26 protein-coding genes, 1 pseudogene and 1 riboswitch are annotated in these 26,510 nt (G+C 69.6%); of the genes and pseudogenes, 21 read left to right on the forward strand and 6 right to left on the reverse strand.

Translation table 11 applies throughout. The features are described 5' to 3' along the window. The first annotated feature begins 37 nt into the window (after positions 1 to 37). The 11 genes from lepB (ACGFU7_RS20390) to ACGFU7_RS20440 all read left to right on the forward strand — a co-directional run bounded on the left by lepB (ACGFU7_RS20390) (position 38) and on the right by ACGFU7_RS20440 (position 9,446). Complete coding sequence (gene lepB / locus ACGFU7_RS20390; protein WP_393697398.1) at positions 38 to 808, forward strand: signal peptidase I; 771 nt, start codon at positions 38 to 40, stop codon at positions 806 to 808. Next, positions 801 to 1,877 (forward strand): signal peptidase I, encoded by a 1,077-nt coding sequence (gene lepB / locus ACGFU7_RS20395; RefSeq protein WP_393697399.1) that lies wholly within the window; start codon positions 801 to 803, stop codon positions 1,875 to 1,877. The genes lepB (ACGFU7_RS20390) and lepB (ACGFU7_RS20395) overlap by 8 nt, the downstream gene beginning before the upstream one ends. Beyond that, positions 1,777 to 2,673, forward strand: a complete 897-nt coding sequence (gene lepB / locus ACGFU7_RS20400; protein WP_393697455.1) for a signal peptidase I — start codon at positions 1,777 to 1,779, stop codon at positions 2,671 to 2,673. The genes lepB (ACGFU7_RS20395) and lepB (ACGFU7_RS20400) overlap by 101 nt, the downstream gene beginning before the upstream one ends. Before the next feature lie 51 nt (positions 2,674 to 2,724). Beyond that, the gene (lepB, locus tag ACGFU7_RS20405) at positions 2,725 to 3,471 is read left to right on the forward strand and encodes a signal peptidase I (protein WP_393697400.1); all 747 of its coding nucleotides are present in this window, start codon (positions 2,725 to 2,727) and stop codon (positions 3,469 to 3,471) included. Further along, positions 3,461 to 3,949 carry an NUDIX hydrolase gene (locus ACGFU7_RS20410; RefSeq protein WP_393697401.1) on the forward strand — a complete coding sequence of 163 codons (489 nt, stop codon included), beginning with the start codon at positions 3,461 to 3,463 and terminating at the stop codon, positions 3,947 to 3,949. The genes lepB (ACGFU7_RS20405) and ACGFU7_RS20410 overlap by 11 nt, the downstream gene beginning before the upstream one ends. Positions 3,950 to 4,013: 64 nt before the next feature. After that, positions 4,014 to 4,322, forward strand: a complete 309-nt coding sequence (locus tag ACGFU7_RS20415; RefSeq protein WP_003965949.1) for a DUF2469 domain-containing protein — start codon at positions 4,014 to 4,016, stop codon at positions 4,320 to 4,322. Between the two features lie 136 nt (positions 4,323 to 4,458). Beyond that, positions 4,459 to 4,818: a YraN family protein gene (locus ACGFU7_RS20420; RefSeq protein WP_393697402.1), complete on the forward strand. Its 360-nt coding sequence runs from the start codon at positions 4,459 to 4,461 to the stop codon at positions 4,816 to 4,818. Then, the gene (locus ACGFU7_RS20425; protein ID WP_393697403.1) at positions 4,818 to 6,443 is read left to right on the forward strand and encodes a YifB family Mg chelatase-like AAA ATPase; all 1,626 of its coding nucleotides are present in this window, start codon (positions 4,818 to 4,820) and stop codon (positions 6,441 to 6,443) included. The genes ACGFU7_RS20420 and ACGFU7_RS20425 overlap by 1 nt, the downstream gene beginning before the upstream one ends. Beyond that, complete coding sequence (gene dprA, locus ACGFU7_RS20430) at positions 6,440 to 7,684, forward strand: DNA-processing protein DprA (RefSeq protein WP_393697404.1); 1,245 nt, start codon at positions 6,440 to 6,442, stop codon at positions 7,682 to 7,684. Before ACGFU7_RS20425 ends, dprA begins: the two co-directional genes overlap by 4 nt. A 242-nt stretch (positions 7,685 to 7,926) precedes the next feature. Continuing rightward, positions 7,927 to 8,763 (forward strand): RNA polymerase sigma factor WhiG, encoded by an 837-nt coding sequence (gene whiG, locus ACGFU7_RS20435; RefSeq protein WP_093899085.1) that lies wholly within the window; start codon positions 7,927 to 7,929, stop codon positions 8,761 to 8,763. A gap of 116 nt (positions 8,764 to 8,879) precedes the next feature. Continuing rightward, complete coding sequence (locus ACGFU7_RS20440; protein WP_393697456.1) at positions 8,880 to 9,446, forward strand: TetR/AcrR family transcriptional regulator; 567 nt, start codon at positions 8,880 to 8,882, stop codon at positions 9,444 to 9,446. 77 nt (positions 9,447 to 9,523) lie between these two features. Here ACGFU7_RS20440 and ACGFU7_RS20445 read toward each other — a convergent pair. Next, positions 9,524 to 10,156, reverse strand: a pseudogene (locus ACGFU7_RS20445) (murein hydrolase activator EnvC family protein); the annotation flags it as partial. A gap of 277 nt (positions 10,157 to 10,433) precedes the next feature. Between ACGFU7_RS20445 and rpsB the strand changes: the two are divergent. The 10 genes from rpsB (at position 10,434) to ACGFU7_RS20495 (ending at position 21,088) form a co-directional block, all read left to right on the forward strand. Next, positions 10,434 to 11,387 carry a 30S ribosomal protein S2 gene (gene rpsB, locus ACGFU7_RS20450; RefSeq protein WP_393697405.1) on the forward strand — a complete coding sequence of 318 codons (954 nt, stop codon included), beginning with the start codon at positions 10,434 to 10,436 and terminating at the stop codon, positions 11,385 to 11,387. 102 nt (positions 11,388 to 11,489) lie between these two features. Beyond that, entirely contained in the window at positions 11,490 to 12,326 is an 837-nt protein-coding gene (tsf, locus tag ACGFU7_RS20455; RefSeq protein ID WP_393697406.1) for a translation elongation factor Ts, read from the forward strand. A gap of 159 nt (positions 12,327 to 12,485) precedes the next feature. Next, on the forward strand, positions 12,486 to 13,262 hold the full coding sequence (gene pyrH / locus ACGFU7_RS20460) for a UMP kinase (protein ID WP_393697407.1): 777 nt from the start codon (positions 12,486 to 12,488) through the stop codon (positions 13,260 to 13,262). 180 nt (positions 13,263 to 13,442) lie between these two features. Continuing rightward, on the forward strand, positions 13,443 to 14,000 hold the full coding sequence (frr, locus tag ACGFU7_RS20465; protein WP_037690170.1) for a ribosome recycling factor: 558 nt from the start codon (positions 13,443 to 13,445) through the stop codon (positions 13,998 to 14,000). Next, positions 14,000 to 15,085: a phosphatidate cytidylyltransferase gene (locus tag ACGFU7_RS20470; protein ID WP_393697408.1), complete on the forward strand. Its 1,086-nt coding sequence runs from the start codon at positions 14,000 to 14,002 to the stop codon at positions 15,083 to 15,085. Before frr ends, ACGFU7_RS20470 begins: the two co-directional genes overlap by 1 nt. Before the next feature lie 104 nt (positions 15,086 to 15,189). Beyond that, on the forward strand, positions 15,190 to 16,296 hold the full coding sequence (rlmN, locus tag ACGFU7_RS20475) for a 23S rRNA (adenine(2503)-C(2))-methyltransferase RlmN (RefSeq protein ID WP_393697409.1): 1,107 nt from the start codon (positions 15,190 to 15,192) through the stop codon (positions 16,294 to 16,296). Positions 16,297 to 16,337: 41 nt separating this feature from the next. After that, a riboswitch (TPP riboswitch) is annotated at positions 16,338 to 16,455 on the forward strand. A gap of 74 nt (positions 16,456 to 16,529) precedes the next feature. Continuing rightward, entirely contained in the window at positions 16,530 to 17,639 is a 1,110-nt protein-coding gene (locus ACGFU7_RS20480) for a thiamine ABC transporter substrate binding subunit (protein WP_393697410.1), read from the forward strand. A 146-nt stretch (positions 17,640 to 17,785) separates the two neighbouring features. Beyond that, positions 17,786 to 19,399 carry an ABC transporter permease gene (locus ACGFU7_RS20485; RefSeq protein WP_393697457.1) on the forward strand — a complete coding sequence of 538 codons (1,614 nt, stop codon included), beginning with the start codon at positions 17,786 to 17,788 and terminating at the stop codon, positions 19,397 to 19,399. A 2-nt stretch (positions 19,400 to 19,401) separates the two neighbouring features. Further along, positions 19,402 to 20,427 carry an ABC transporter ATP-binding protein gene (locus ACGFU7_RS20490; RefSeq protein WP_393697411.1) on the forward strand — a complete coding sequence of 342 codons (1,026 nt, stop codon included), beginning with the start codon at positions 19,402 to 19,404 and terminating at the stop codon, positions 20,425 to 20,427. A 208-nt stretch (positions 20,428 to 20,635) separates the two neighbouring features. Continuing rightward, entirely contained in the window at positions 20,636 to 21,088 is a 453-nt protein-coding gene (locus ACGFU7_RS20495) for an SRPBCC domain-containing protein (protein ID WP_393697412.1), read from the forward strand. Between the two features lie 13 nt (positions 21,089 to 21,101). On the opposite strand, the gene ACGFU7_RS20500 is transcribed toward ACGFU7_RS20495, so the two are convergent. The 5 genes from ACGFU7_RS20500 to ACGFU7_RS20520 all read right to left on the reverse strand — a co-directional run bounded on the left by ACGFU7_RS20500 (position 21,102) and on the right by ACGFU7_RS20520 (position 26,373). Beyond that, a complete protein-coding gene (locus ACGFU7_RS20500; protein WP_393697413.1) occupies positions 21,102 to 22,220 on the reverse strand; it encodes an LOG family protein in 1,119 nt (372 codons plus the stop codon). A 55-nt stretch (positions 22,221 to 22,275) separates the two neighbouring features. Continuing rightward, positions 22,276 to 23,460: a hypothetical protein gene (locus tag ACGFU7_RS20505; protein WP_393697414.1), complete on the reverse strand. Its 1,185-nt coding sequence runs from the start codon at positions 23,458 to 23,460 to the stop codon at positions 22,276 to 22,278. Continuing rightward, positions 23,442 to 24,179 carry an ABC transporter ATP-binding protein gene (locus tag ACGFU7_RS20510; protein WP_393697415.1) on the reverse strand — a complete coding sequence of 246 codons (738 nt, stop codon included), beginning with the start codon at positions 24,177 to 24,179 and terminating at the stop codon, positions 23,442 to 23,444. The genes ACGFU7_RS20505 and ACGFU7_RS20510 overlap by 19 nt, the downstream gene beginning before the upstream one ends. A 323-nt stretch (positions 24,180 to 24,502) precedes the next feature. Then, positions 24,503 to 25,882, reverse strand: a complete 1,380-nt coding sequence (locus ACGFU7_RS20515; protein WP_393697416.1) for an aspartate aminotransferase family protein — start codon at positions 25,880 to 25,882, stop codon at positions 24,503 to 24,505. Further along, positions 25,867 to 26,373 (reverse strand): Lrp/AsnC family transcriptional regulator, encoded by a 507-nt coding sequence (locus ACGFU7_RS20520; protein ID WP_393697417.1) that lies wholly within the window; start codon positions 26,371 to 26,373, stop codon positions 25,867 to 25,869. The genes ACGFU7_RS20515 and ACGFU7_RS20520 overlap by 16 nt, the downstream gene beginning before the upstream one ends. Positions 26,374 to 26,510 lie beyond the last annotated feature (137 nt).

Consider the following 26,510-nt stretch of genomic DNA (forward strand, 5'->3'; position numbering starts at 1 on the left):
CCAGGTCCACAGGACGGCCGGATAAGCTCTGGCCCCGATGGACACGGAAGCCAAGCCCTCGGAGCGCGACCGCTCCTCCGCACCCGCAGCAGGGTCGGAGGAGAGGCCGCGCTCCTCGCGTATCCCGGACCGGTTGACCGCCTCGATCTCGTGGCGGCGGACCGCCGCGCTCGGAGCTGTCTGCTCGGTCTTCGTGCTGCTCCTCAGCGCCTTCGTGGTGCAGCCCTTCCTGATTCCCAGCGGCTCGATGGAGCCCACGTTGCGGGTGGGGGACCGGGTGCTGGTCAATAAATTGGCGTACCGTTTCGGCTCCGTACCGCAGCGCGGCGATGTGGTGGTCTTCGACGGCACCGGATCGTTCGTGCAGGAAGCTCCCCAGGAGAATCCCGTCACAGGCCTGCTGCACGGTGTGGCGGCGTCCCTGGGGCTGGCAGAGCCTGCTGAGACCGACTACGTGAAGCGGGTGGTGGGCGTGGGAGGCGACCGGGTGGTCTGCTGCGACAAGCGCGGAAAGGTCGAGGTGAACGGCCGGCCGGTCGACGAGGCCTACCTGTATCCGGGAGACGCGCCGTCCGCAGTGCGCTTCGACATCATCGTCCCCGACGGCACGCTGTGGATGATGGGCGACCACCGCAGCAATTCCCGCGATTCGCGTGACCACCTGGGAGAACCGGGCGGTGGCATGGTCCCGGTCGACATGGTGATCGGCAGGGTGGACTGGATCGGCTGGCCGCCGGCCCGGCTGGGCTCGCTGCCGGACAGTGCCGCCTTCGCCGGCGTACGGGCGACGGGCGGGGCCCATGGGTAACCGCGGGCGGCGGCAGAGCGGGTCCGACCCCGAGATACCGCTGCCGACCGGCAGCCGGCCGACGGCGGCGCGCTCCCTGCCGACCCGGGCGGAGCGGCGCAAGCTGGCCCGTAAGGTCAAACGGCGGCGGCGCAGGTCGGCAGTGAAGGAGATCCCCCTCCTCATCACCGTGGCGCTGTTGATCGCGCTCGTCCTCAAGACCTTCCTGGTGCAGGCCTTCGTGATCCCGTCCGGATCGATGGAGCAGACCATCAGGATCGGCGACCGGGTGCTCGTGGACAAGCTGACGCCCTGGTTCGGATCCAGGCCCCAGCGTGGCGATGTCGTCGTCTTCAAGGACCCGGGTGACTGGCTGAAGCAGGAGAACGTCGGCAAGAAGGACCCGCCCGTCGTCGTCAAGCAGGTGAAGGAGGCACTGACCTTCATCGGGCTGCTGCCGTCCGACGACGAACAGGATCTGATCAAGCGGGTGGTCGCGGTCGGCGGTGACACGGTGAAGTGCTGTGACAAGGACGGCCGGATCACCGTCAACGGCGTTCCGCTCGATGAGCCCTACCTGCATCCCGATAATCCGCCCTCCCTCATCAAATTCGAGGTAAAGGTTCCGGCCGGCCGCATCTTTGTGATGGGTGACCATCGGTCCAATTCGGCCGATTCGCGCTATCACCTCGACGAGCCGGAACACGGCACGGTTTCCGAGGATGAGGTCGTGGGACGGGCTGTGGTGATCGTCTGGCCCTTCGCCCACTGGCGAAAACTGGAGGAACCGGCGACTTTCGGATCGCTTCCGGACGCGCGCGCCGGGTCGCCTGCTGCATCGGGCCCGTCGAATAGTGTGTCGTACCAGGATCCCAACGGAATGATCCCTCTCCCGACCCCTGCGGAACTCCCGCTCGTTATGGGAGTGGTGGGCCTGCACCGGCTAGGGCGCAGGCGGTGGCACGGAGTAAGGAGTGGATGTGGGGGATTTGGCGGTCGGCGCACGATCCGGACACGACGAACCCGAGGACCGGCCGGACAACCCGGAGAACATCGAGTCCGCCGGGGCGGCGGACAGCACGGAGGGTGACGGCGACTCTCCCAGCGGCGGTGGTACGTCCCAGAAGAAGCCACGCTCCTTCTGGAAGGAGCTGCCCCTGCTCATCGGCATCGCGCTGGTTCTGGCGCTGCTGATCAAGACGTTTCTGGTGCAGGCGTTCTCGATCCCCTCGGACTCGATGCAGAACACGCTCCAGCGGGGCGACCGGGTGCTGGTCGACAAGCTGACCCCTTGGTTCGGCGCTGAGCCCGAGCGCGGCGAGGTCGTGGTCTTCCACGACCCGGGCGGCTGGCTGGAGGACACCCAGACGCCCAACCCGAATGTGGTGCAGAAGTTCCTCAGCTTCATCGGACTGATGCCGTCCGTCGAGGAGAAGGACCTGATCAAGCGCGTCATCGGGGTCGGCGGCGACACGGTGGAGTGCAAGAAGAACGGCCCGGTCATGGTCAATGGCAAGGCTCTGGACGACCAGTCGTTCATTTTCCCGGGGAACACTCCCTGCAATGACGAGCCGTTCGGCCCGATCAAGGTGCCCGAGGGCCGGATCTGGGTGATGGGCGACCACCGCCAGAACTCCCTCGACTCCCGCTACCACCAGGAACTTCCGGGCGGCGGCACGGTCTCCAACGACGAGGTCGTCGGCCGGGCCATCGTCGTGGCGTGGCCGATCAACCGCTGGGCGACCCTGCCGGTCCCGAAGACCTTCGACCAGCCGGGGATCAACGCGGCGATGGGCCTGGCCCCGGGAGCACTCGGTGTAGCCGGTGCGCTGCCCCTCGTGTTGTGGCGGCGCAAGAGGCTGACCAGCGGGCGTACCGCCGGGTAGGGTGCCGACTCGGATCAGCGATTGTCGATCTCCGAGGTGGGGGACGCTGGGATGAGTGGAACAGGACGTACGGGTGACGGCCACGGTCGGCTCGGCAGCATGCTGTCGGGGCTGGCCGTGGCCGTCGGCTGTGTGCTCTTCCTCGGTGGCTTCGCCTGGGGGGCCGTGGTGTACAAGCCGTACACCGTGCCGACCGAGTCGATGACACCGACGGTGCACGCCGGTGACCGGGTGCTCGCACAGCGGATCGACGGCAGCGAGGTGCACCGGGGAGACGTGGTGGTCTTCACCGATCCGGTGTGGGGCGCCATGCCGATGGTGAAGCGGGTCGTCGGGATCGGCGGGGACAAGATCGCCTGCTGTGACAAGGGCCGGCTCACGGTCAACGGCAAACCCGTTGAGGAACCGTATCTGCAGACCAAGGGCCTCGCCTCGGTGAACGACTTCACCGCGGATGTTCCCAAGGGGCAGCTCTTTCTGCTCGGCGACGAGCGCAGCGCCTCGCTGGACTCCCGGGTCCACCTGGACGACCCGGGGCAGGGCTCCGTGCCGCGCAGCGCGGTGCAGGCCCGGGTGGACGCCATCGCCTGGCCGCTGGGCAGCATGGTCGGGCGGCCACAGGCCTTCGCCTCCTTCCCCGGTGGGGTGTCGTCGCCCGGACCGCTGCGACTGCAGCTCGGGGCGGTGGTGGCGGGTGTGGTGCTCATCCTCGTCGGTGCCGCATCCGGCCCGATCGCGGCACGGTCCGCGCGGTCGGCGCGGAACAGGCGCGAAAGGGTGCCTGCCGGTGCGCACTGAGCAGCGGAAGGTCGCCCGGGTGGTGCTCCTGGACCCTGACGACCGCATTCTCCTGATGCATGGGTTCGAACCGGAGGACCCCGGGAGCACCTGGTGGTTCACCCCCGGAGGCGGTCTGGAGGGCGATGAGACCCGGGAACGGGCCGCGCTGCGCGAGCTCGCCGAGGAGACCGGGATCACCGATGTCGAGCTGGGCCCGCTGCTCTGGCAGCGGATGTGCTCGTTCCCGTTCGACGGGCGCCGCTGGAACCAGGACGAGTGGTACTTCCTGGCACGTACGACGCAGACCGCCACCGATACCAGTGGGCTGACCGGGCTGGAGCAGCGCAGCGTCGCGGGTCTGAGGTGGTGGACCTCCGCCGAACTGTCGGTGGCGCGTGAGACGGTGTACCCGACCAGACTCGCCGAGCTGCTGCGCACGCTGCTCGACGAGGGTCCTCCGCGTACGCCACTGGTTCTGGCCCCCGAAATCGCCTAAGCGCCCAGGGGTGCCGGGGCCTGGCGCACAATGGGGGCACGCACGGCTGAAGGGGAACATGCCAATGAGCGCCGAGGACCTCGAAAAGTACGAGACCGAGATGGAGCTGAAGCTCTACCGGGAGTACCGAGATGTCGTCGGTCTGTTCAAATACGTGATCGAGACCGAACGGCGCTTCTACCTCACCAACGACTACGAGATGCAGGTGCACTCGGTTCAGGGCGAGGTGTTTTTCGAAGTTTCGATGGCGGACGCCTGGGTCTGGGACATGTACCGGCCCGCACGGTTCGTCAAGCAGGTACGGGTGCTGACGTTCAAGGACGTCAACATCGAGGAGCTCAACAAGAGCGATCTCGAACTTCCGGGTGGCTGAGCCTGCTCCACGTGCTCGTCAGGGGGATGGATTCCCACTTCCGGGTGGCTGAGTTATCCACAATCCCGGAGTTGTCCACCAAGATCCACCAGCTGGGACCGAACGCGTCAGAGTCGGTCCCGGAGGTGGTGCCGATATGAACGCACGGGGGGCACTCGGGCGGTACGGCGAGGATCTGGCGGCGCGGCTGCTGACCGACGCCGGCATGTCCGTACTGGAACGGAACTGGCGCTGTCGTGCCGGTGAGATCGACATCGTCGCGATGGACGGCGACGCACTCGTGGTCTGCGAGGTGAAGACCCGCAGGGTGGGTGCCTTCGAGCATCCGATGGCAGCCGTCACACCCGTCAAGGCGGAGCGGCTGCGAAGGCTGGCCGGGATCTGGCTCCACCGGCACGGCGACCCGCCACCCGGTGGGGTCCGGATCGACTTGATCGGCGTGGTGCTGCCCAGGCGCGGAGCGCCCGTCGCCGAGCACGCGCGGGGGGTGGCCTGATGGGGTTCGCCCGGGCGTGTTCGGTGGCGCTCGTCGGCGTCGAGGGCGTGGTGGTGGAGGTCCAGGCGGACCTGGAGGCGGGGGTGGCCGCGTTCACCCTGGTGGGGCTGCCGGACAAGAGCCTGGTGGAGAGCCGGGACCGGGTCAGGGCCGCGGTCGTGAACTCCGGGGCCGAGTGGCCGCAGAAGAAACTCACGGTGGGCCTGTCGCCGGCCTCCGTACCCAAAGGCGGCTCCGGGTTCGATCTGGCTGTTGCCTGTGCGGTGCTGGGCGCGGCCGAGCGGATCGACCCGGCGTCCATCGCCGATGTGGTGATGATCGGTGAGCTCGGACTGGACGGCCGGGTGCGGCCGGTACGCGGCGTGCTGCCCGCCGTCCTCGCCGCGGCGGAGTCCGGGTACCGCCAGGTCGTCGTGCCCGAGCAGACTGCGGGGGAGGCGGCGCTGGTGCCCGGGGTCTCGGTCCTCGGGGTACGGAGCCTGCGGCAGCTGATCGCGGTGCTCTGCGACGAGCCGGTGCCGGACGAGCGGGAGGCTCACGACGAAGGGCGCCCCGACACCATGCTGGCCGGGCTGATGGTGCCCGGCGCGGGTATCGGCACCGGGCTCGCCCGGGTGCCCGGGCAGGGTGATGGCAGCCCGCCGGATCTGGTGGACGTGGCAGGGCAGGACAAGCCCCGCAAGGCGCTGGAGGTTGCCGCGGCGGGCGGTCACCATCTGCTGCTCTCGGGCCCGCCGGGCGCCGGCAAGACCATGCTGGCCGAGCGGTTGCCGGCGATTCTGCCGGCGCTGACCAGGAAGGAGTCCCTGGAAGTCACCGCGGTGCACTCGGTGGCGGGCATTCTGCCGCCGGGGGAACCGCTGGTCACCCGCGCGCCGTACTGCGCACCGCACCACTCGGCGACGATGCAGTCGCTGGTCGGCGGGGGCAACGGGCTGCCGCGGCCCGGTGCGGTCTCCCTGGCCCACCGGGGGATTCTCTTTCTGGACGAGGCGCCGGAGTTTTCCATGCGGGCACTGGACGCGCTGCGCCAGCCGCTGGAGTCGGGGCATGTGGTGGTGGCACGCAGCGCCGGGGTGGTGCGGCTGCCCGCCAGATTTCTGATGGTGCTGGCCGCCAATCCCTGTCCGTGCGGCCGGTACGGCCTCAGTGGGGCCGGTTGCGAGTGCCCGCCGTCGACGGTCAGGCGCTACCAGGCGAGGCTCTCCGGGCCCCTGCTCGACCGGGTGGATCTGCGGGTGCTCGTCGACCCGGTCAGGCGCCAGGACCTGATGGGGCAGGGCGGCAGAGGCGAGTCGACGGCCACTGTTGCGGCCCGGGTCCGGGAGGCCAGGGCGCGGGCGGCGGACCGGTTGGCCGGCACCGCCTGGACCACCAACAGCGAGGTGCCCGGCCATGAGCTGCGGACCCGGCTGGTCGCGGCACCGGGCGCGCTCATGGAGGCCGAACGGGACATGGAACGGGGCATGCTCACCGCACGGGGCCTGGACCGGGTGCTCAGGGTGGCGTGGACGCTCGCCGATCTGCGCGGTGCGGACCGCCCGGACGCCTCCGACATCGCGGTGGCGCTGGAACTGCGGACCGGGATCCCACGGGGCGCCCTGACGAAGGCCGGAGCGTCATGACTCCGCGGGCGGACGCCGGGCAGGGGCAGCAACCGGGGTGCCTGCCGGGGCGGGACTCGGAACGCGCCGCGGGACCGGGGGTGGCGGTGGGCGATCGGGAACGGCTGGCGCGGGCCGCGCTGACCCGCATCCTGGAGCCGGGGGACGAGCGCGGCGGCCGCTGGCTGCGCGAGTGCGGTGCCGTCGAACTGATACGGCGGATCACCACCAGGGACGGGGCCGCGGAGCGGCTGAGCGGAATGACTCCGAAACGTCTGGACGGATACCGGTTACGGGCCGAGAGCGCCGATCCCGAGCGGGACCTCTCGGCGGTAGCCGCGCTCGGCGGGCGGTTCATCTGCCCCGGCGACCGGGAATGGCCCAGCCAGCTCGACGACCTGGCAGACGCCAGGCCGACCGGCCTCTGGGTGCGGGGGCCGCGCGATCTGCGGCTCTGGGCGCTGCGCTCGGTCGCCGTGGTCGGCGCCCGTGCCTGCACACCGTACGGATCCCATATGGCGGCGAGCCTCGGCGCGGGGCTCGCCGAGCTGGGGTGGGTGGTCGTGTCGGGAGCGGCGTTCGGGGTGGACGGGGCAGCGCATCGTGGCGCGCTCGCCGTCGACGGGGCGACGATGGCGGTCCTGGCCTGCGGAGTGGACGTCGCCTATCCCCGGGGACATGCCGAGCTGATCGGACGCATGGCGGAACAGGGGCTCGTCATCGGCGAATTACCACCGTCCGATCATCCGACCCGCAGCAGATTCATTCTCCGCAACCGGGTCATCGCCGCGTTGACGCGCGGGACGGTCGTGGTCGAGGCCGAATACCGCAGCGGTTCGCTGGTCACCGCACGCAGCGCGCAGCGGCTCGGCCGCTTCACCATGGGCGTGCCGGGCCCCGCCACCAGCGGGTTGTCAGCAGGAGTCCATGAACTCCTCCGCGGGGAGGGCATCCTGGTGACGGATGCCGCCGAAGTCGCCGAACTGGTGGGGGACATCGGCGAACTCGCTCCGGCCAGACGCGGCCCCGTACACCCCAGGGACCTGCTGGACGCGGTCTCCGCCAGGGTCCTCGACGCGCTGCCGTCCCGCGGCGCCGTCAGCGGACGAGATGTGGCCCGCGCCGCTGGAACCAGCACCGACGAGGCGCTCGGCAGACTGTACGAACTGCACTCACTGGAGTTCGTCGAACGTGATGGCGATGGATGGCGGTTGACGCCGAGACCGACATGCAATGGCGACGCGCGGCGAGGCGGTACTTGACCTGGAGCATTCGGGTGAAAAGGTGATGCCGATGACCTCGGCGGATCCTTCAGCGACGCCTCCGGGGCCGGCGCACGCGGCGACGGCCCCGGACCTCAGTCATGTTCGACCGGCCGGAATCGCACAGCGCCGATCCACTGTCCTGCGCGGACCGCGACGCCTCAGTCACGCTACGCTCACAAGGATTCCGACTCAGACACAAGTCCCCCAGCACTTCACAGCAGAACGGCTCAAGGCACCACATGCCCCAGCACACCTCCGGGTCTGACCGCGCGGCAGTACCACCGGCTGCGCGTGGCACTGTGCGCCCCCCTGCCCCCTCCTCGCTCGACGAGTTGTGGCGTTCATACAAGTCCACGGGCGACGAGCGGCTGCGGGAGCAGCTGATCCTGCACTACTCGCCGTTGGTGAAGTACGTCGCGGGCCGGGTGAGTGTGGGCCTGCCTTCCAATGTCGAACAGGCGGACTTCGTCTCCTCAGGGGTGTTCGGGCTGATCGACGCGATCGAGAAGTTCGACATCGAGCGCGCGATCAAGTTCGAGACGTACGCGATCACCCGTATCCGTGGCGCGATGATCGACGAACTCCGCGCGCTGGACTGGATTCCCCGCTCGGTGCGCCAGAAGGCACGGGCCGTGGAACGCGCCTATGCCACGCTGGAGGCGCAGCTGCGGCGTACCCCCTCCGAGCCGGAGGTCGCCGCGGAGATGGGCATCGCACTGGAGGAACTGCACGCGGTTTTCAGCCAGTTGTCGCTGGCGAACGTGGTCGCGTTGGAGGAGCTGCTGCATGTCGGCGGCGAGGGCGGTGACCGGCTGAGCCTGATGGACACGCTGGAGGACACCGCCGCCGACAATCCGGTGGAGGTCGCCGAGGACCGTGAGCTCAGACGGCTGCTCGCCCGGGCGATCAATACGCTTCCGGAGCGCGAGAAGACAGTCGTCACGCTCTACTACTACGAGGGCCTCACCCTTGCCGAGATCGGCAATGTGCTCGGGGTGACCGAGAGCCGTGTGAGCCAGATCCACACCAAATCGGTGCTGCAACTGCGCGCGAAACTGGCCGACGCCGGACGCTGATACCACCGGTGGCCGGTGCCGTCATGGCTGCTTCGGTCACCGATCGGGGCCGCAAGCGCCCTCTCGAACACCGGTCGCCGTAGAGTGGATGCGTGCCCAGGATTCGAGCGGCCTCGGTGGCCGAGCACCGGACCATGCAGCGCGGCGCCCTCCTGGACGCCGCCCGCTCCCTGCTGTCCGAGGGCGGTACGGAGGCGTTGACCTTCCCCGCCCTCGCCGAACGCACGGGCCTCGCCCGGTCCTCCGTCTATGAGTACTTCCGCTCCCGTGCGGCCGTCGTCGAAGAGCTCTGCACCGTCGACTTCCCCGTCTGGGCGGCCGAGGTCGAGAACGCGATGGAGCAGGCCACCACGCCCGAGGGGAAGATCGAGGCCTACGTACGCCGACAGCTCGACCTCGTCGGGGACCGCCGCCACCGTGCCGTCGTCGCGATCTCGGCGAGCGAGCTGGACGCGGGCGCACGCGAGAAGATCCGGGCCGCGCACGGCGGGCTGATCACCATGATCGTCGAGGCTCTCGGCGACCTCGGCCACGAGCAGCCGAGGCTGGCGGCGATGCTGCTGCAGGGCTCGGTGGACGCCGCGGTGCGGCGTATCGAACTCGGCGTGGCGGAGGAGCCGGGCGTGATCGCGGACACCGCCGTCGCCATGGTCCTGCGAGGCGTACAGGGCGTACAGGACTGACGTCGGGGCCGCACCGCGGCAACGGCGAGCAGAACGCCGGGGGCGGCGAGTCCGTCCCCGGCCCCCTCGGCCGAGGGCCGGGGCTCCGGCACGCCGAACACCGGCAGCAGCCGGGACGGACCCCGTCGCAGCAGCTCCGGCGGCAGCAGCGACAGCGGATCCAGATATGTGTCACCGCGCCGCAGTCCCCAGTGCAGACAGCCCGATGCGCAGTGGAAAGGCCCCGCCTCCACGACCGCCACGATCTGTCCCGCCGTCACCTTCTCGTCCTTCGCGACCAGCGCGCGCACCGGCTCGTACGTGGTCCGCAGCGGCGGATCGCCGGTCCCGGCCACCTCGATCGCCACCACCCCGCGCCCCGCCACACGCCCTGCGAACGAGACCCGGCCCGAGGCCGCGGCGAGCACTGCCGTGCCCGGCTCCGCCGCGAGATCCACCCCGCGGTGGCCCCGCCCGTAGGTGCTGGCCGGCGGCTCCCATCCCCGTACGACCGCAGGGCGCCCGGCAAGCGGCCACAGCCGCTTGCCGTCGGGCCGGGGCGCCGGTGAGGGAACGGGCGCGGTTTCCGGAACAGGCACGGGCTCTTCGGCTGCCGCGACCGGCGCGCCGTACAGCGCCGCGAGAAAGGCCACCACCGCCACCAGCGCGGCCTCGCGGAAGCAGAATCTGTGCCTGAAGAAGGAAACGGTCGGATCAGGTGTGCATCGCATGGCAGAACCGTCCCGCACCGCTCGGAATCGCGGGGATCATGAACCGGGTCTGTGGACAACCGACCGGTTGTGGACAGCGCCGTCACCCGGCACCCGACCAGTCCCGTACACTTCCTATGGCGATCCGGGTCACCGGGTCGACTTCGCACGCCCCGCCACCTCCCTCTCTGCGGACGGTGGCCGCGCTCCTCGGTCCCTTGTGGCACGGCGCGTCGGGGCGTCAGGCGCGACAGCAATCCTGCGGTCGCGACAACCGAGCACCTCAAGGAGTACGGCCATGGCCGTCGTCACGATGCGGGAGCTGCTGGAAAGCGGCGTCCACTTCGGTCACCAGACCCGTCGCTGGAACCCGAAGATGAAGCGCTTCATCTTCACCGAGCGCAACGGCATCTACATCATCGACCTGCTCCAGTCGCTGTCGTACATCGACCGCGCCTACGAGTTCGTCAAGGAGACCGTCGCCCACGGCGGCTCCATCATGTTCGTCGGTACCAAGAAGCAGGCCCAGGAGGCCATCGCCGAGCAGGCGACGCGCGTCGGCATGCCGTACGTCAACCAGCGTTGGCTCGGTGGCATGCTCACCAACTTCTCCACCGTCTACAAGCGCCTTCAGCGTCTGAAGGAGCTTGAGCTCATCGACTTCGAGGACGTGGCCGCCTCCGGCCTCACCAAGAAGGAGCTCCTGGTTCTCTCCCGCGAGAAGGCCAAGCTGGAGAAGACCCTCGGTGGTATCCGCGAGATGCAGAAGGTGCCGAGCGCCGTCTGGATCGTCGACACCAAGAAGGAGCACATCGCCGTCGGTGAGGCGCGCAAGCTCCACATCCCGGTCGTCGCGATCCTCGACACCAACTGCGACCCCGACGAGGTCGACTACAAGATTCCGGGCAACGACGACGCGATCCGCTCCGTCACCCTGCTCACCCGCGTGATCGCCGACGCCGTCGCCGAGGGCCTCATCGCCCGTTCCGGTGCCGCCACCGGTGACTCGAAGCCGGGCGAGAAGGCCGCCGGCGAGCCGCTCGCCGAGTGGGAGCGAGACCTGCTCGAGGGCGACAAGAAGGCCGACGCCGAGGTGCAGACCTCTGCCGAGACCGAGAAGGTCGCGGACGCCGCCGAGACGCCGGCCGAGGCCGAGGCCGATGCCGCTGCCGAGGCCCCCGCTGCCGAGGCCCCCGCTGTCGAGACCGAGGCCGCTGTCGAGGCCCCGGCCGCGGACGCCGAGCAGGCCTGACTCCTCCGTCACGGCTGAATGACGGCGGGGGCCGGTGCCACAAGCACCGCCCCCGCCGTTCACCCGTAGATCTTTCAGACTTCGAGAGAGAAACACAGACTCATGGCGAACTACACCGCCGCTGACGTCAAGAAGCTCCGCGAGCTGACCGGCGCCGGCATGATGGACTGCAAGAAGGCGCTCGACGAGGCCGACGGCAACGTCGACAAGGCCGTCGAGGCGCTCCGTATCAAGGGTCAGAAGGGCGTCGCCAAGCGCGAGGGCCGCTCTGCCGAGAACGGTGCCGTCGTCTCCCTCATCTCCGAGGACAAGACCTCCGGCGTTCTGCTTGAGCTGAAGTGCGAGACGGACTTCGTCGCCAAGGGCGAGAAGTTCCAGACCGTTGCCAACACGCTCGCCGCCCACGTCGCCGCGACCTCCCCGGCCGACCTGGCCGCGCTGCTCGCCTCCGAGATCGAGGCCGGCAAGACCGTCCAGGCGTACGTCGACGAGGCCAACGCCAACCTCGGCGAGAAGATCGTCCTGGACCGCTTCGCGCAGTTCACCGGCGGTTACGTGGCTGCGTACATGCACCGCACGATGCCCGACCTCCCGCCGCAGGTCGGCGTGCTCGTCGAGCTCGACAAGGAGAACGCCGAGGTCGCCAAGGACGTCGCGCAGCACATCGCCGCCTTCGCCCCGAAGTACCTCAACCGCGACGAGGTCCCGGCCGAGACGGTCGAGAACGAGCGTCGTGTCGCCGAGGCCACCTCTCGCGAGGAGGGCAAGCCCGAGGCCGCCCTTCCGAAGATCGTCGAGGGTCGCGTCAACGGCTTCTTCAAGGACATCGTCGTCCTGGAGCAGGCGTTCGCCAAGGACAACAAGAAGTCCGTCCAGAAGGTTCTGGACGAGGCCGGTGTCACCCTGAAGCGCTTCTCGCGCATCAAGGTCGGCATCTGAGTCCGTCCGCGAAAAACGGTGGACCCCGATAGGGTCTAGTGCAGTCGTCGGCCGCACACATGCCGTACGACCGCAGATCTGACGAGGAGGCCATTGCCGCTGAGGGACACCAGACCCACCGGCAATGGCCTTCTTCGTATGTGCACGAGGAGAATCTCCATGAACAAGGGCGCGGACGCCGCAAAAGGTGACCACAAGCGCGACGAGGGCAAGGTACCCGGACGCTTCATGCTGAAGCTGTCCGGAGAGGCGTTCGCCGGCGGCGGGGGTCTCGGTGTCGACCCCGACGTCGTACACGCCATCGCCCGGGAAATCGCGGCTGTCGTCCGCGACGGCGCACAAATCGCGATCGTCATCGGCGGCGGCAACTTCTTCCGCGGTGCCGAGCTCCAGCAGCGCGGCATGGACCGGGCCCGCTCCGACTACATGGGCATGCTCGGCACGGTCATGAACTGCCTGGCGCTCCAGGACTTCCTGGAGAAGGAGGGCATCGACTCCCGCGTCCAGACCGCCATCACCATGGGGCAGGTCGCGGAGCCGTACATCCCGCTGCGCGCTGTGCGCCACCTGGAGAAGGGCCGCGTCGTCATCTTCGGCGCCGGCATGGGGATGCCGTACTTCTCCACCGACACCACTGCCGCCCAGCGCGCCCTGGAGATCGACGCCCAGGGTCTGCTGATGGGCAAGAACGGGGTGGACGGGGTCTACGACTCCGACCCGAAGAAAAACCCCGACGCGGTGAGGTTCGACGCCCTTGAGTACAGCGAGGTGCTCGCCCGCGATCTCAAGGTCGCCGACGCCACCGCCATCACGCTCTGCCGTGACAACCAGCTGCCGATCCTCGTATTCGAGCTGACCGCCACGGGCAATATCGCCCGCGCGGTCAAGGGTGAGAAGATCGGCACGCTCGTGAGTGACCAGGGCACCCGGGCCTGAGAACCGGGGGACCTTCCCGGGAAGTCGTGGGAAGGTCCGGGGGCTGCGGGGAACACCCCGGTACAGGTCCCGAAGGATGGACAACGGCCTGCCGGTCGGACACCGTGCAGGTGAGGACGCGACGCAGGACCCGCCGGGCCCGAGCACGCCGGGCCCACTCAAGACACGCAGGAGCACGTGGTGATCGAAGAAACCCTCCTTGAGGCCGAGGAGAAGATGGAGAAGGCCGTCGTCGTCGCGAAAGAGGACTTCGCCGCGATCCGTACCGGCCGTGCGCACCCGGCGATGTTCAACAAGATCGTCGCCGACTACTACGGCGCGCTGACCCCGATCAACCAGCTCGCCTCGTTCTCGGTGCCCGAGCCGCGCATGGCCGTCGTGACGCCGTTCGACAAGACCGCGCTGCGCAACATCGAGCAGGCCATCCGCGACTCGGACCTCGGCGTCAACCCGAGCAATGACGGCAATATCATCCGGGTGACCTTCCCGGACCTCACCGAGGAGCGTCGCCGCGACTACATCAAGGTCGCGAAGACGAAGGCCGAAGACTCCAAGATCTCCATCCGGGCCGTGCGCCGCAAGGCCAAGGAGACGCTCGACAAGCTGGTCAAGGACAAGGAGTCCGGCGAGGACGAGGTGCGTCGCGCCGAGAAGGAGCTCGACGACACCACCGCGAAGTATGTCGCACAGGTTGACGAGCTGCTCAAGCACAAGGAAGCTGAGCTGCTCGAAGTCTGATGAACGACTCTTCCTGGGGCGCCCCGCAGGGGACCGGCCACTGGGGTGCGCCCGAGATGCAGGCCGCTCCGGCGGGTCCTGCATACGATGTGCATGGCGCCCAGCAGACTCGGCCCATGCCCATCGTGCCGGACGTTCCCGACGCAGGTAGAGACGCTGACGACCGTGATGACCGGGACCAGGGGGCCGCACGCCTGAGCGGCGGCCCCCTGTTCCGTGACGAGAAGCCGCAGGAGCCCATGTCCACCGCGCCACCGCCCCCGCAGAAGAAACGTGCGGGCCGCGATCTGCGATCCGCAATAGGGGTCGGTGTGGGGCTCGGCGCCGTCATCGTCGCCTCGCTGTTCATCGTGAAGGCCGTCTTCGTCGGTGTGATCGCCGTCGCCGTCGTCGTGGGCCTGTGGGAGCTCACCTCCCGGCTGGAAGAGCGCAAGGGCATCAAGGCGCCGCTCATCCCGCTGGCGGTCGGTGGCGCGGCGATGGTCGTGGCCGGATACGCCCGGGGCGCCGAGGGCGCCTGGGTGGCGATGGCGCTGACCGCACTCGCGGTGCTCGTCTGGCGGATGACCGAGCCTCCTGAGGGCTACCTCAAGGACGTCACGGCCGGCGTGTTCGCCGCGTTCTACGTACCGTTCCTGGCCACCTTCGTCGCCATGCTCCTGACCGCGGACGACGGACCGCAGCGGGTGCTCACCTTCCTGCTGCTGACCGTGGTCAGCGACACCGGTGCGTACGCCGTCGGCTGGCGCTTCGGCAAGCACAAGCTCGCGCCGCGCATCAGTCCCGGAAAGACCCGCGAGGGCCTGTTCGGGGCCGTCGCCTTCGCGATGGTCGCCGGTGCGCTGTGCATGCAGTTCCTGATCGACGGCGGTTCCTGGTGGCAGGGACTGCTGCTGGGGCTCGCGGTGGCGGTCAGTGCCACTCTCGGTGACCTGGGCGAGTCGATGATCAAGCGGGACCTCGGGATCAAGGACATGGGCACGCTGCTGCCGGGGCACGGCGGCATCATGGACCGGCTGGACTCGCTGCTGCCGACCGCTCCGGTGGTCTGGCTGCTGCTGGTGCTGTTCGTGGGTTCCGGCTGAGTCTTGGGACGGCATACCGTCCTGACCTGGGCTTTTACGAGTGAGGGTCCGTTGTCCACAGGGCGGCGGGCCCTCACCGTTCTGTCTGCGACACTGGAAGAACCATGCCTAAGCCCGGAGAACTCACTTTCGTCGCGCCCCGCGGAGCCAAGAAGCCGCCGCGGCACCTCGCCGACCTCACGCCCGCCGAGCGCAAGGAAGCCGTCGCCGCGATCGGCGAGAAGCCGTTCCGCGCCCAGCAGCTCTCGCAGCACTACTTCGCGCGGTATGCGCACGACCCGGCCGAGTGGACCAACATCCCGGCCGGTTCGCGGGACAAGCTCGCCGAGGCGATGTTCCCCGACCTGATGTCGGTGGTCCGTCACATCAGCTGTGACGACGACACCACCCGTAAGACGCTGTGGAAGCTGCACGACGGGACGCTCGTCGAGTCCGTCCTGATGCGCTACCCGGAGCGGGTGACGATGTGCATCTCGTCGCAGGCGGGATGCGGGATGAACTGCCCGTTCTGCGCCACGGGACAGGCCGGTCTCGACCGCAATCTGTCGACCGCGGAGATCGTCCACCAGATCGTGGACGGGATGCGCGCGCTGCGCGACGGGGAGGTCCCCGGTGGTCCGGCGCGGCTCTCCAACATCGTCTTCATGGGCATGGGCGAGCCGCTCGCCAACTACAACCGGGTGGTCGGCGCGATCCGCCGGCTGACCGACCCGGAGCCGGACGGGCTGGGGCTCTCGCAGCGCGGGATCACCGTCTCCACCGTGGGCCTGGTGCCCGCGATGCTCCGCTTCGCCGACGAGGGCTTCAAGTGCCGCCTCGCCGTCTCCCTGCACGCACCGGACGACGAGCTGCGCGACACCCTCGTCCCCGTGAACACGCGCTGGAAGGTGGGCGAGGTGCTGGACGCCGCGTGGGAGTACGCGGAGAAGTCCGGCCGCCGCATCTCCATCGAGTACGCGCTGATCCGGGACATCAACGACCAGGCGTGGCGTGGTGACCGGCTCGGCCGGCTCCTCAAGGGCAAGCGGGTACACGTCAACCTGATCCCCCTGAACCCGACGCCCGGCTCCAAGTGGACCGCCTCGCGGCCCGAGGACGAGAAGGCGTTCGTCGAGGCGATCGCGGCACACGGAGTGCCGGTGACCGTGCGGGACACCCGCGGCCAGGAGATCGACGGGGCCTGCGGGCAGCTGGCGGCATCCGAGCGCTGAGGCCGGAACGGCCCGTGTAGCCTGGGCCTGAAATCAACTTCATATTCCGACAGGGGAGCGCCACAGCGCTGAGAGTGCGGCACCGGGAAACAGGTCGGCCGCAGACCCTCTGAACCTCGCCCGGGTCATTCCGGGTAGGAAGTTCGGTCATCAACTCATGCTGTTGCGCCCTGCCCGCTTCTCCAGGGGCGGGGCCGCGTCTCTTCCTGGCCAAAACCCAGGAGGAATCCACAATGAGCACCACGCGCAGAACCAAGCAGCTTGCGGCGACGGCTGTCGCCGCCGCGCTCGGCGTCACGGTACTTGCCGGATGCGGGAGTTCCGACAAGTCGGACTCCGGTTCCGGCGGCACGAAGGGCTCCGGCTCGAAGACCGTGACTCTCGTCAGCCATGACTCCTTCAACGCCTCCAAGGATGTGCTCAAGGAGTTCACCGAGGAGACCGGCTACACCGTCAAGGTGCTGAAGAGCGGCGACGCGGGTGTCGCGCTCAACCAGGAGATCCTGACCAAGGGCTCCCCGCGCGGCGATGTGTTCTTCGGTGTCGACAACACTCTGCTCTCCCGCGCCCTCGACAGCGGTCTCTTCACGCCGTACGAGGCGAAGGGCATCGACCAGGTGGCGGCCGACACCCAACTCGACGCCGAGCACCGGGTCACCCCGATCGACACCGGCGACATCTGCATCAACTACGACAAGAAGTACTTCGCCGACAAGAAGCTCGCGCCGCCGCAGTCCTTCGACGACCTGGCGAAGCCCGCGTACAAGAACCTTCTCGTCACCGAGAACGCCGAGACCTCCTCGCCCGGCCTCGGCTTCCTCCTCGGCACCGTCGCCACCTACGGCGAGAAGGGCTACCAGGACTACTGGAAGAAGCTGAAGAGCAACGGCGTCAAGGTCGTCGACGGCTGGGAGCAGGCGTACAACGAGGAGTTCTCCGGTTCCGCGGGCGGCAAGAAGGCCAAGGCCGACCGGCCGCTCGTCGTCTCGTACGCCTCCAGCCCGCCCGTCGAGGTGCTGTACGCGAAGCCGCAGCCGGCCGAGGCCCCGACCGGGGTCGCCACCGGGACCTGCTTCCGTCAGATCGAGTTCGCGGGTCTGCTGAACGGTGCGAAGAACGAGGCGGGCGGCAAGGCCCTGCTGGACTTCCTGATCAGCAAGAAGTTCCAGGAGGACATGCCGCTCAACATGTTCGTGAACCCGGTCGTCAAGAGCGCGGCACTGCCGGAACTCTTCACGAAGTTCGGCGCGACGGTGGACAAGCCGACGACCGTCGCCCCGGACAAGATCTCCAAGAACCGTGAGCAGTGGGTCCAGTCGTGGTCCTCGCTCGTAGTGAAGTAGCGAAGACCCCCGTACGCGGAACGGACGCGGGCGGGAGGGGCGAGCGTGGGGAGGGCGTGCACGGGAAGGGCCCGCGAGCCCGCTCCGGGCACGCGAACTCCGCGCGCGCGAAGGCCCGGCGCCAGAGCGCGGTGCGGCTCGGCCTCATGGCCGTGCCTGTCGCGTTCTTCGCGCTGTTCTTCGCCTACCCCGTCGCCGCGATCGTCGGCCGCGGGCTGAAGGTGGACGGCGTCTGGCAGTTCGGCCGGATCGGCGAGGTGCTGACCCGGCCGGACATGCGTGACGTCCTCTGGTTCACCACCTGGCAGGCGCTCGCCTCGACCGCGCTGACCCTGCTGATCGCACTGCCCGGCGCCTACGTCTTCGCCCGCTTCGACTTCCCCGGCAAGCAACTGCTGCGGGCGGTCGTCACCGTGCCGTTCGTCCTGCCGACCGTCGTCGTCGGGACGGCCTTCCTGGCGCTGCTGGGACGCGGCGGGTTCCTCGACGAACTCTGGGGCGTACGGCTCGACACCACCGTCTGGGCAATTCTGCTCGCCCATGTCTTCTTCAATTACGCGGTGGTCGTACGGACCGTGGGCGGGCTGTGGTCACAGCTCGACCCACGGCAGGAGGAGGCCGCCCGGGTGCTGGGCGCCGGACGGTTCGCCGCCTGGCGGCGGGTCACCCTGCCGGCCCTCGCGCCGGCCGTGGCCGCCGCCGCGCTGATGGTCTTCCTCTTCACCTTCACCTCTTTCGGGGTCGTACAGATCCTCGGTGGTCCGGGATATTCCACGCTGGAGGTGGAGATCTACCGGCAGACCGCCCAGCTGCTCGCCCTGCCGACGGCCGCCGTGCTGACGCTGGTGCAGTTCGCCGCGGTCGGCGTGATCCTCGCCGTGCACGCGTGGACCGTACGGCGCAGGGAGACCGCGCTGAAGCTGGTCGACCCGGCACAGACCGCCCGCAGGCCGCGCGGCGCCGGGCAGTGGGCGCTGCTCTGCGGGGTGCTGCTGACCGTGCTCGTGCTGATACTGCTGCCGCTCGGGGTGCTGGTCGAGCGCTCGCTGGACACTCCGGGCGGCCATGGCTTCGACTTCTACCGCGCCCTGCGGTCCGCGGACGCCGGTGGCGGTACGTTCCTGGTCGCACCGCTCGAAGCGATCTGGAACTCACTGCAGTACGCCCTGGTCGCGACCGTCATCGCGCTGGTCATCGGCGGGCTCGCCGCCGCGGCGCTGACCCGGCGCGCGGGGCGGCTCGTCCGCGGCTTCGACGCCCTGCTGATGCTCCCTCTGGGAGTCTCTGCGGTCACCGTCGGCTTCGGCTTTCTGATCACCCTGGACAAGCCGCCGCTGGATCTGCGGACTTCATGGATTCTGGTGCCGCTCGCCCAGGCGCTGGTCGGTGTGCCCTTCGTCGTACGGACCATGCTGCCGGTCCTGCGGGCGGTGGACGGCCGGCTGAGGGAGGCGGCCGCGGTGCTCGGGGCGTCACCGCTTCGGGCCTGGCGGGAGGTCGATCTGCCGCTGGTGCGAAGGGCGTTGCTGGTCGCCGCCGGCTTCGCGTTCGCCGTGTCGCTCGGCGAGTTCGGCGCGACGGTGTTCATCGCACGGCCCGACCGCCCGACGCTGCCGGTGGCCGTGGCCCGGCTGCTGGGGCGGGCCGGGGAGCTCAACTACGGCCAGGCGATGGCCCTCAGCACCCTTCTGATGGTGGTCTGTGCCCTCTCGCTGCTGCTGCTCGAACGTATCCGCACGGACCGATCCGGGGAGTTCTAGAGATGCTGACACTGGAATCGGCCACGGTTCGCTTCGGTGAGCGGGCGGCGCTCGACAGGGTGGATCTGGAGGTCGCCGAGCACGAGATCGTGTGCGTGCTGGGGCCGAGCGGCAGCGGCAAGTCGACCCTGCTGCGGGTGGTCGCCGGACTGCACCCGCCGGACGGTGGCCGGGTGCTGCTGGACGGCGCGGACCAGGCCGGGGTGCCGGTTCACCGGCGCGGACTCGGCCTGATGTTCCAGGACCACCAGCTCTTCCCGCACCGGGATGTCGGCGCCAATGTCGCCTTCGGGCTGCGGATGCACGGGGTGTCGCGGCGCGATCAGGAACGCAGGGTCGGCGAACTCCTCGACCTGGTGGGCCTGCCCGGCGCCGAACGGCGGGCCGTCGCCGCGCTGTCCGGCGGTGAGCAGCAGCGGGTCGCCCTCGCGCGGGCGCTCGCCCCGAGCCCGAAGCTGCTGATGCTGGACGAGCCCCTCGGCCAGCTCGACCGCGGCCTGCGTGAGCGGCTCGTTGTCGAACTGCGCACGCTCTTCGGACGGTTGGGCACCACGGTGCTCGCCGTCACCCACGACCAGGGCGAGGCGTTCGCCCTCGCCGACCGGGTGGTGGTGATGCGCGACGGGCGGATCGCCCAGGTGGGCACCCCGCTGGAGGTCTGGCAGCAGCCCGCCTCCGCCTTCGTCGCCCGGTTCCTCGGCTTCGACAACGTGGTGGAGGCGACGGTGGCCGGCACTGCCGCCGACACGGTGTGGGGCAGGGTGCCGGTGCCCAAGGGCTCGCCGCAGGGGGCGTGCGATCTGCTGGTGCGCCCGGCCGGGGTCCGGATCGGCTCCCCGGACGAGGGGCTGCGCTGCACGGTCGGGACGCGTACGTTCCGGGGCAACCATGTCGCCGTACAGCTGACGCCGGTGGGCGGACCGGTCCTGGAGGCGGAGTGCGCGCTGCGGGACGCCCCGCAGGAGGGTGCGACGGTCGGGGTCGGCTTCGACGCGGCGGAGACCGTTGTCCTGCCTGCCGTCTTCTGACCGGCTCTCGCGCGGCGGGCGAAGGGCGCGGCCGCGTTCACTGAACCGGCCGAGCTGTTCGGGACGATCCTGCCCGCTGTTTCCCGGCATCCGAAACTGCCGGAGCGGGCCGGACCGATCACCCGCGGCAGGTCGGCGCCGTGGTGTCCGTGCAAGCTGGGGGAGGACATGCGGCAGATCCGAAACGACTCCGAGAAGGACGGGAACAATGACTGAGTCAGCACGCGAGGGCATCGACATCACCCGCATCCTCGACGCCCCGCGGAAACAGGTCTTCGAGGCCTGGACGACGCCCGAGCACTTCGCCGCCTGGTACGGCGGGGACGCCGAGGTGCCGCTCGACCGGGTGTCGATGGATGTCAGGCCGGGCGGCGCCTGGAGCCTGGTCATCGTGGTGCCGGGCACCGAGATGCCGTTCCACGGGGTCTACCGCGAGGTCGTCGCCCCCGAGCGGCTGGTGTTCACGCTGAAGGACGCCACCGCGCCCGCCGACATCGAGGGCGAGACCGTCACCGTCACCTTGACCGACCGCGGCGACAAGACCACCGAAATGGTCTTCAGGCAGCGCGGCGGCAACCTCACGGCCGAGCAGTACGCGGCGGCCGAGGACGGCTGGGAGGCATTCTTCGACGCGCTGGTCAACCGGCTCGCGGCGATCTGAACCGCACCGTCGCTCAGACGGACAGCCGGGCGAGTGCCTCGGGCGCCTCGTCCACCGTGTCGACGAGCGCGATACGGGACTCCATCGGCCGGCTGCCGGCCAGCGCGCGCAGCAGTGGCCACGCGGGCAGCTCCCGTGTCCAGTGGGCGCGGCCGACCAGCACCATCGGGGTCGGCCTGCCGCGGGAGCCGTAGTAGTTCGGCGTCGCGTTGTCGAAGATTTCCTGTACGGTGCCGGCCGCGCCCGGCAGGAAGATCACGCCCGCCGTGGAGCGGGCGAGCAGTCCGTCCTCGCGCAGCGCGTTGGCGAAATACTTGGCGATGTGGTCCGCGAACGGGTTCGGCGGCTCATGTCCGTAGAACCAGGTGGGGATCGAGACCGACCCGCCGCCGCCCGGCCAGCGCTCCCGTACGGCGAAGGCGGCCAGCGCCCAGTCGGTGACCGACGGGGTGAACAAGGGGGTGGCGGCCAGGAGGGCGCAGGCCTTGTCCAGCATCGGACCGGGGTGCGGCGCCGCGTACGCCCCGAGATTCGCGGCCTCCATCGCGCCCGGCCCGCCGCCGGTGGCCACCGTGAGGCCGCTTCGGGCCAGGGTCCGGCCCAGCCGGGCCGCGGCGGCGTACTCCGTGCTGCCGCGGGCCGTGGCGTGGCCGCCCATCACCCCGACGACGCGGGCGCCGGCGAGGTGTTCGTCCAGCGCGTCGGAGACCGCGTCGTCGTGGAGCGCGCGCAGCATCGACGCGAACGTGTCGCCGCTCGCCCGGGTCTCCTGGAACCAGCGGTACGCGCGGGCATCGGGCGTCGCCGCGTAGCCGCCGTGCGTCAGCCCTTCGTAGAGCGCGTCGGGGGAGTAGAGCAGGCCGCGGTACGGATCGAAGGGCAGCCCGGGCACCGGCGGGAAGACGAACGCACCGTCGGCCCGCACCTTCGCCGCCGCTTGGGGCTCCATCCGGCAGCCGAGAAAGACGGCACCGGCCGTATCGGCGGTCAGCAGGGCGGCGCCCCGGTCCGACAGGTCGACGGACTGGATCCGGTGTCCGGCCAGCCTCCCGGAGGCGACCGCCGCGTCGAATTCGGCGAGCGATTCGATCTCGGGGCCGGGTACGGGACTGCTGTCGTCCGGGTTGTCCACGTTGTCATGCTACGTAGCGGCCGAGGTACACGGACGTGCCCGGGACGCGGTGTCCTCAGGCCGTCAGCGGCAGCGCCGCCAGCTCGGCGATCAGCCAGGTCAGCGGGGTGAAGACGACCAGCAGCGCGGCGGCGCGCAGGGCCGTCGCGGCCCACAGCGCCGAGGCCGGGGCACCCAGCCGCATCAGCGCCTGCGCCGTCCGGGTGCGGTCCTGCTTCGCCTCCAGCGCCGAGGTCAGCAGCGTCGCCGACGTACAGCCGAGGACGAGCACCGCGCCCAGTGCCGTGAGCGGGCCGAGGGGGCGAGGCCCCGTCCCGTACAGCGCATAGGCGGCGGTCATCGCGGAGACCACCGCGCAGACCACACCGAGCGGCCCGCCGATCCGGCGTGCCTCGTCCATCAGCACCCGGCCGGCCAACAGCCGTACGGCGCCGGGGCGCACCGCCTGCAGCATCCGCCCGCAGAGATACGCCAGGCCGGGGCCGGCCATGGCCAGGCCGATCGCCGTCAGGGTCCACCCCGCGAGCACTCCGGCCGGGGTGGCGTCGAGCCTGCCGGGGAGCGGGAGCAGGCTGCGCCCGTCGCCGCGGCTCATGTATGCCTCGACGGCGAGGCCGGCCGCGGTCAGCGCCACGCCCCACGGCAGCCCGGTGGGGGGCGCCGCCGGAGCGGGCGGCACGTCCTCCGGCAGGTCATCCGAAGAGTCGTCGTCCGGGACCGCCGTCGAGACCGGCCGGGTACGCAGCACCAGCCCGCTCGCCGTCGCCGCGGCCACCGGGACCAGGGCCAGCAGCACGAGCACGGCCGCGAGCGGCAGCGGGGCGCCCGCGTCGAGCAGCCCGGCCGCCGCGCCGTCGAACGGCAGCCCGGACAGATCGCCGCGCAGATGCAGGAAGAACAGCAGCGCCACCATCGACCCGAGGGTGCAGGAGACGGCTGTGGAGACCGCGGCGAGCACGGTGAGCCCGACCGGTCCGAGGCCCACGGCGGACAGTCCGGAGCGCGGCCGGGTGCTCGGGTCCGTACGGGCCACCGCGACCGCGAACTGCACGGTGGCGGCCAGCGGTACGAAGCACCACAGCAGCCGCAGCACGGCGGCGGTCGAGTATGCCGGATGCGTTGACGCGTACCCCAGGGTGCACAGCAGCAGGAAGCCGACCCCGGCGGAGGCGGCCGCGACCAGCAGCCGCCGCATCAGGACCAGCGGATGGGAACCCCGGGCTAGACGGAGAGCGAGCACGCCGCGTGGCCTTCCGTATCGGATACGGCGGGCAGGGCGACGGTGGCGACGCGGCGGCCGTCCAGCAGCGGGACCGTACGGTCGGCGAGGGCTGCGACCTCCGCGTCATGGGTGGCGAGCACGATCGTGATGCCGTGCGAGCGGGCCGCGCTGGTGAGGGTGCGCAGCACATGCGTCCGGTCGGTGCGGTGCAGGGTCGCGGTCGGCTCGTCGGCGAAGATCACCGAGGGTGAGGCGGCCAGCGCGCGGGCCACGGCGATCCGCTGGCGCTGCCCCTGGAGCAGCATGTGCGGTCGTTTCTTGGCGCACACGCCGATGTCGAGCCGCTCCAGCCACTCCAGGCCGGCCTTCTTCGCCTCCCGGTGCGAGGCGCCGCGCAGCAGCAGCGGAAGAGCCACGTTCTCCCAGGTGTTCAGCTCCGGTACGAGCTGGGGCTCGGGGGCGATCCAGCCGAACTTGTCGCGGCGCAGCCGTTCACGCAGCCGGGGTCCCATGGTGTGGACGGGGACGCTGTTGAACCACACCTCGCCCTGCTGGGGCACCAGTTGACCGGAGAGGCAGTGCAGCAGGGTCGTCTTGCCGCTGCCCCTGGGGCCGGTCACGGCGAGGATCTCGCCGTCGTGGACACCCATCGAGACTCCGCCGAGCGCGGGTGAGCCGTTGTGGGAGTGGTGCAGGGAATGCGCCCAGATCACGTCGTTGTCGGGCGGGGCCACCATGGCGTACACCTCGGTTCAGATCGTATGTCCCGTCCCCCTTACGGGGGAACGAAGGGGGGGCCGATCGGTCACTCGGCACCGTAAGGATTCGAACCGCGGTGTGGACACAGCACACGGCCCGGGTGCGCTCCATCCCACTCGAATGGGCGCATCCGGGCCGTGTGGACCGTATGAGATGACCGCTGGAAGCCGGTCGAGCGGCGGTCGAGCCGCAGGGCCGTCCGGCGGATCACGGCCGGACGGATCCCGGCCCGTCGGGCCGGCGGGCGGACAGGGGCGACCGGCTGCCCGATCCGTGGTCGGTCAGCCGGTCGGACCGCCGGTCAGAGCTTGGTCCACGCCTCCGTGAGGACGGTGCGCAGGATGCCCTCGATCTCGTCGAACGTCGACTGGTCGGAGATCAGCGGCGGCGCGAGCTGGACGACCGGGTCGCCGCGGTCGTCGGCCCGGCAGTACAGACCGTTGTCGTACAGCGCCTTGGAGAGGAAGCCGTACAGGACGCGCTCGGTCTCCTCGTCGGTGAAGGTCTCCTTGGTGGCCTTGTCCTTCACCAGCTCGATGCCGTAGAAGAAGCCGTTGCCGCGGACGTCGCCGACGATCGGCAGGTCGTGCAGCTTCTGCAGCGTCTTGAAGAACGCGCCCTCGTTGTCCAGGACGTGCTGGTTGAGGCCCTCGCGCTCGAAGATGTCGAGGTTGGCGAGGCCGACCGCCGCGGATACCGGGTGACCACCGAAGGTGTAGCCGTGCAGGAAGGTGTTGTCACCCTCGTAGAACGGCGCGGCGACACGGTCCGAGACGATGCAGGCACCGATCGGGGAGTAGCCCGAGGTCATGCCCTTGGCGCAGGTGATCATGTCCGGCACGTAGCCGAACTTGTCGCAGGCGAACATCGTGCCGAGACGGCCGAAGGCGCAGATGACCTCGTCGGAGACGAGCAGCACGTCGTACTTGTCGCAGATCTCGCGCACGCGCTGGAAGTATCCGGGCGGCGGCGGGAAGCAGCCACCGGCGTTCTGCACCGGCTCCAGGAAGACCGCGGCGACGGTGTCCGCGCCCTCGAAGAGGATCTCCTGCTCGATCTGGTCGGCGGCCCAGCGGCCGAAGGCCTCCGGGTCGTCGCCGTGGATCGGGGCGCGGTAGATGTTGGTGTTCGGCACCTTGTGCGCGCCGGGGACCAGCGGCTCGAAGGGTGCCTTCAGCGCCGGCAGGCCGGTGATCGACAGGGCGCCCTGAGGGGTGCCGTGGTAGGCGACCGCACGCGAGATGACCTTGTACTTGGTCGGCTTGCCCTGGAGCTTGAAGTACTGCTTGGCCAGCTTCCAGGCGGTCTCCACGGCCTCGCCGCCACCGGTGGTGAAGAAGACCTTGTTGAGGTCGCCCGGCGCGTAGTCGGCGAGCCGCTCGGCCAGCTCGACGGCCTTCGGGTGGGCGTAGGACCAGACCGGGAAGAAGCCCAGCTCCTGGCCCTGCTTGTACGCCGCCTCGGCGAGCTCGTGACGGCCGTGACCGGCGTTGACCACGAACAGGCCGGACAGGCCGTCGAGGTAGCGCTTGCCCTGGTCGTCGTAGATGTAGGTGCCCTCGCCACGCACGATGGTGGGAACGGGCGCGTTCTCGTAGTCCGACATGCGGGTGAAATGCATCCACAGGTGGTCGTACGCGGTTCGGCTGAGGTCCTTGCTCACGGCTATCGGGTTCCCCACATATAGGTCTGCTTCTTGAGCTTCAGGTACACAAAGCTCTCGGTGGAGCGCACACCGGGGATGGCCCGGATGCGTTTGTTGATGGTTTCCAGCAGGTGGTCGTCGTCCTCGCAGACGATTTCCACCATCAGGTCGAAGGAGCCCGCGGTCATCACCACGTACTCGCACTCGGCCATGGCCGACAGCGCCTCGGCGACGGGATCGAGGTCGCCGTCGACATTGATGCCGACCATCGCCTGCCGCCGGAATCCCACGGTGAGCGGGTCCGTGACGGCGACGATCTGCATCACGCCCTGGTCGAGCAGTTTCTGGACGCGCTGTCGCACGGCCGCCTCGGAGAGGCCGACGGCCTTGCCGATCGCGGCGTACGGACGACGCCCGTCCTCCTGGAGCTGCTCGATGATTGCGAGGGACACGGCATCGACCGTTGGGGACGATCCGTTCCCGGTCCTGGAGTCTGCGCTGCGACTGGCCACGGATCCACTGTGCACCGGGACTCGTCGGTCTGGCAACCCCAAAGCGATGAAATTCGTTGTTTGAGGGTCTGGATCTCACTGAATCCGAAGTTCGCGGCGGTTGGGCATGTCGAAAGCGATACCTGAGCGACTAGGCTGGCCATCTCATCCAT

The sequence above is a fragment of the Streptomyces sp. NPDC048473 genome (genome assembly GCF_043200155.1).
Lineage (GTDB): Bacteria > Actinomycetota > Actinomycetes > Streptomycetales > Streptomycetaceae > Streptomyces.

Bases quoted from the DNA above. Each gene is read 5' to 3' on its own strand.
- lepB (WP_393697399.1), top strand. From the start codon at position 801: ATGGGTAACCGCGGGCGGCGGCAGAGCGGGTCCGACCCCGAGATACCG.
- ACGFU7_RS20425 (WP_393697403.1), top strand. From the start codon at position 4,818: ATGGGGTTCGCCCGGGCGTGTTCGGTGGCGCTCGTCGGCGTCGAGGGC.
- dprA (WP_393697404.1), top strand. From the start codon at position 6,440: ATGACTCCGCGGGCGGACGCCGGGCAGGGGCAGCAACCGGGGTGCCTG.
- lepB (WP_393697400.1), top strand. From the start codon at position 2,725: ATGAGTGGAACAGGACGTACGGGTGACGGCCACGGTCGGCTCGGCAGC.
- ACGFU7_RS20490 (WP_393697411.1), top strand. From the start codon at position 19,402: ATGCTGACACTGGAATCGGCCACGGTTCGCTTCGGTGAGCGGGCGGCG.
- ACGFU7_RS20415 (WP_003965949.1), top strand. From the start codon at position 4,014: ATGAGCGCCGAGGACCTCGAAAAGTACGAGACCGAGATGGAGCTGAAG.
- ACGFU7_RS20510 (WP_393697415.1), bottom strand. From the start codon at position 24,179: ATGGTGGCCCCGCCCGACAACGACGTGATCTGGGCGCATTCCCTGCAC.
- ACGFU7_RS20485 (WP_393697457.1), top strand. From the start codon at position 17,786: ATGGCCGTGCCTGTCGCGTTCTTCGCGCTGTTCTTCGCCTACCCCGTC.
- ACGFU7_RS20480 (WP_393697410.1), top strand. From the start codon at position 16,530: ATGAGCACCACGCGCAGAACCAAGCAGCTTGCGGCGACGGCTGTCGCC.
- ACGFU7_RS20470 (WP_393697408.1), top strand. From the start codon at position 14,000: ATGAACGACTCTTCCTGGGGCGCCCCGCAGGGGACCGGCCACTGGGGT.
- tsf (WP_393697406.1), top strand. From the start codon at position 11,490: ATGGCGAACTACACCGCCGCTGACGTCAAGAAGCTCCGCGAGCTGACC.
- lepB (WP_393697398.1), top strand. From the start codon at position 38: ATGGACACGGAAGCCAAGCCCTCGGAGCGCGACCGCTCCTCCGCACCC.
- whiG (WP_093899085.1), top strand. From the start codon at position 7,927: ATGCCCCAGCACACCTCCGGGTCTGACCGCGCGGCAGTACCACCGGCT.
- rpsB (WP_393697405.1), top strand. From the start codon at position 10,434: ATGGCCGTCGTCACGATGCGGGAGCTGCTGGAAAGCGGCGTCCACTTC.
- pyrH (WP_393697407.1), top strand. From the start codon at position 12,486: ATGAACAAGGGCGCGGACGCCGCAAAAGGTGACCACAAGCGCGACGAG.
- ACGFU7_RS20420 (WP_393697402.1), top strand. From the start codon at position 4,459: ATGAACGCACGGGGGGCACTCGGGCGGTACGGCGAGGATCTGGCGGCG.
- rlmN (WP_393697409.1), top strand. From the start codon at position 15,190: ATGCCTAAGCCCGGAGAACTCACTTTCGTCGCGCCCCGCGGAGCCAAG.
- ACGFU7_RS20495 (WP_393697412.1), top strand. From the start codon at position 20,636: ATGACTGAGTCAGCACGCGAGGGCATCGACATCACCCGCATCCTCGAC.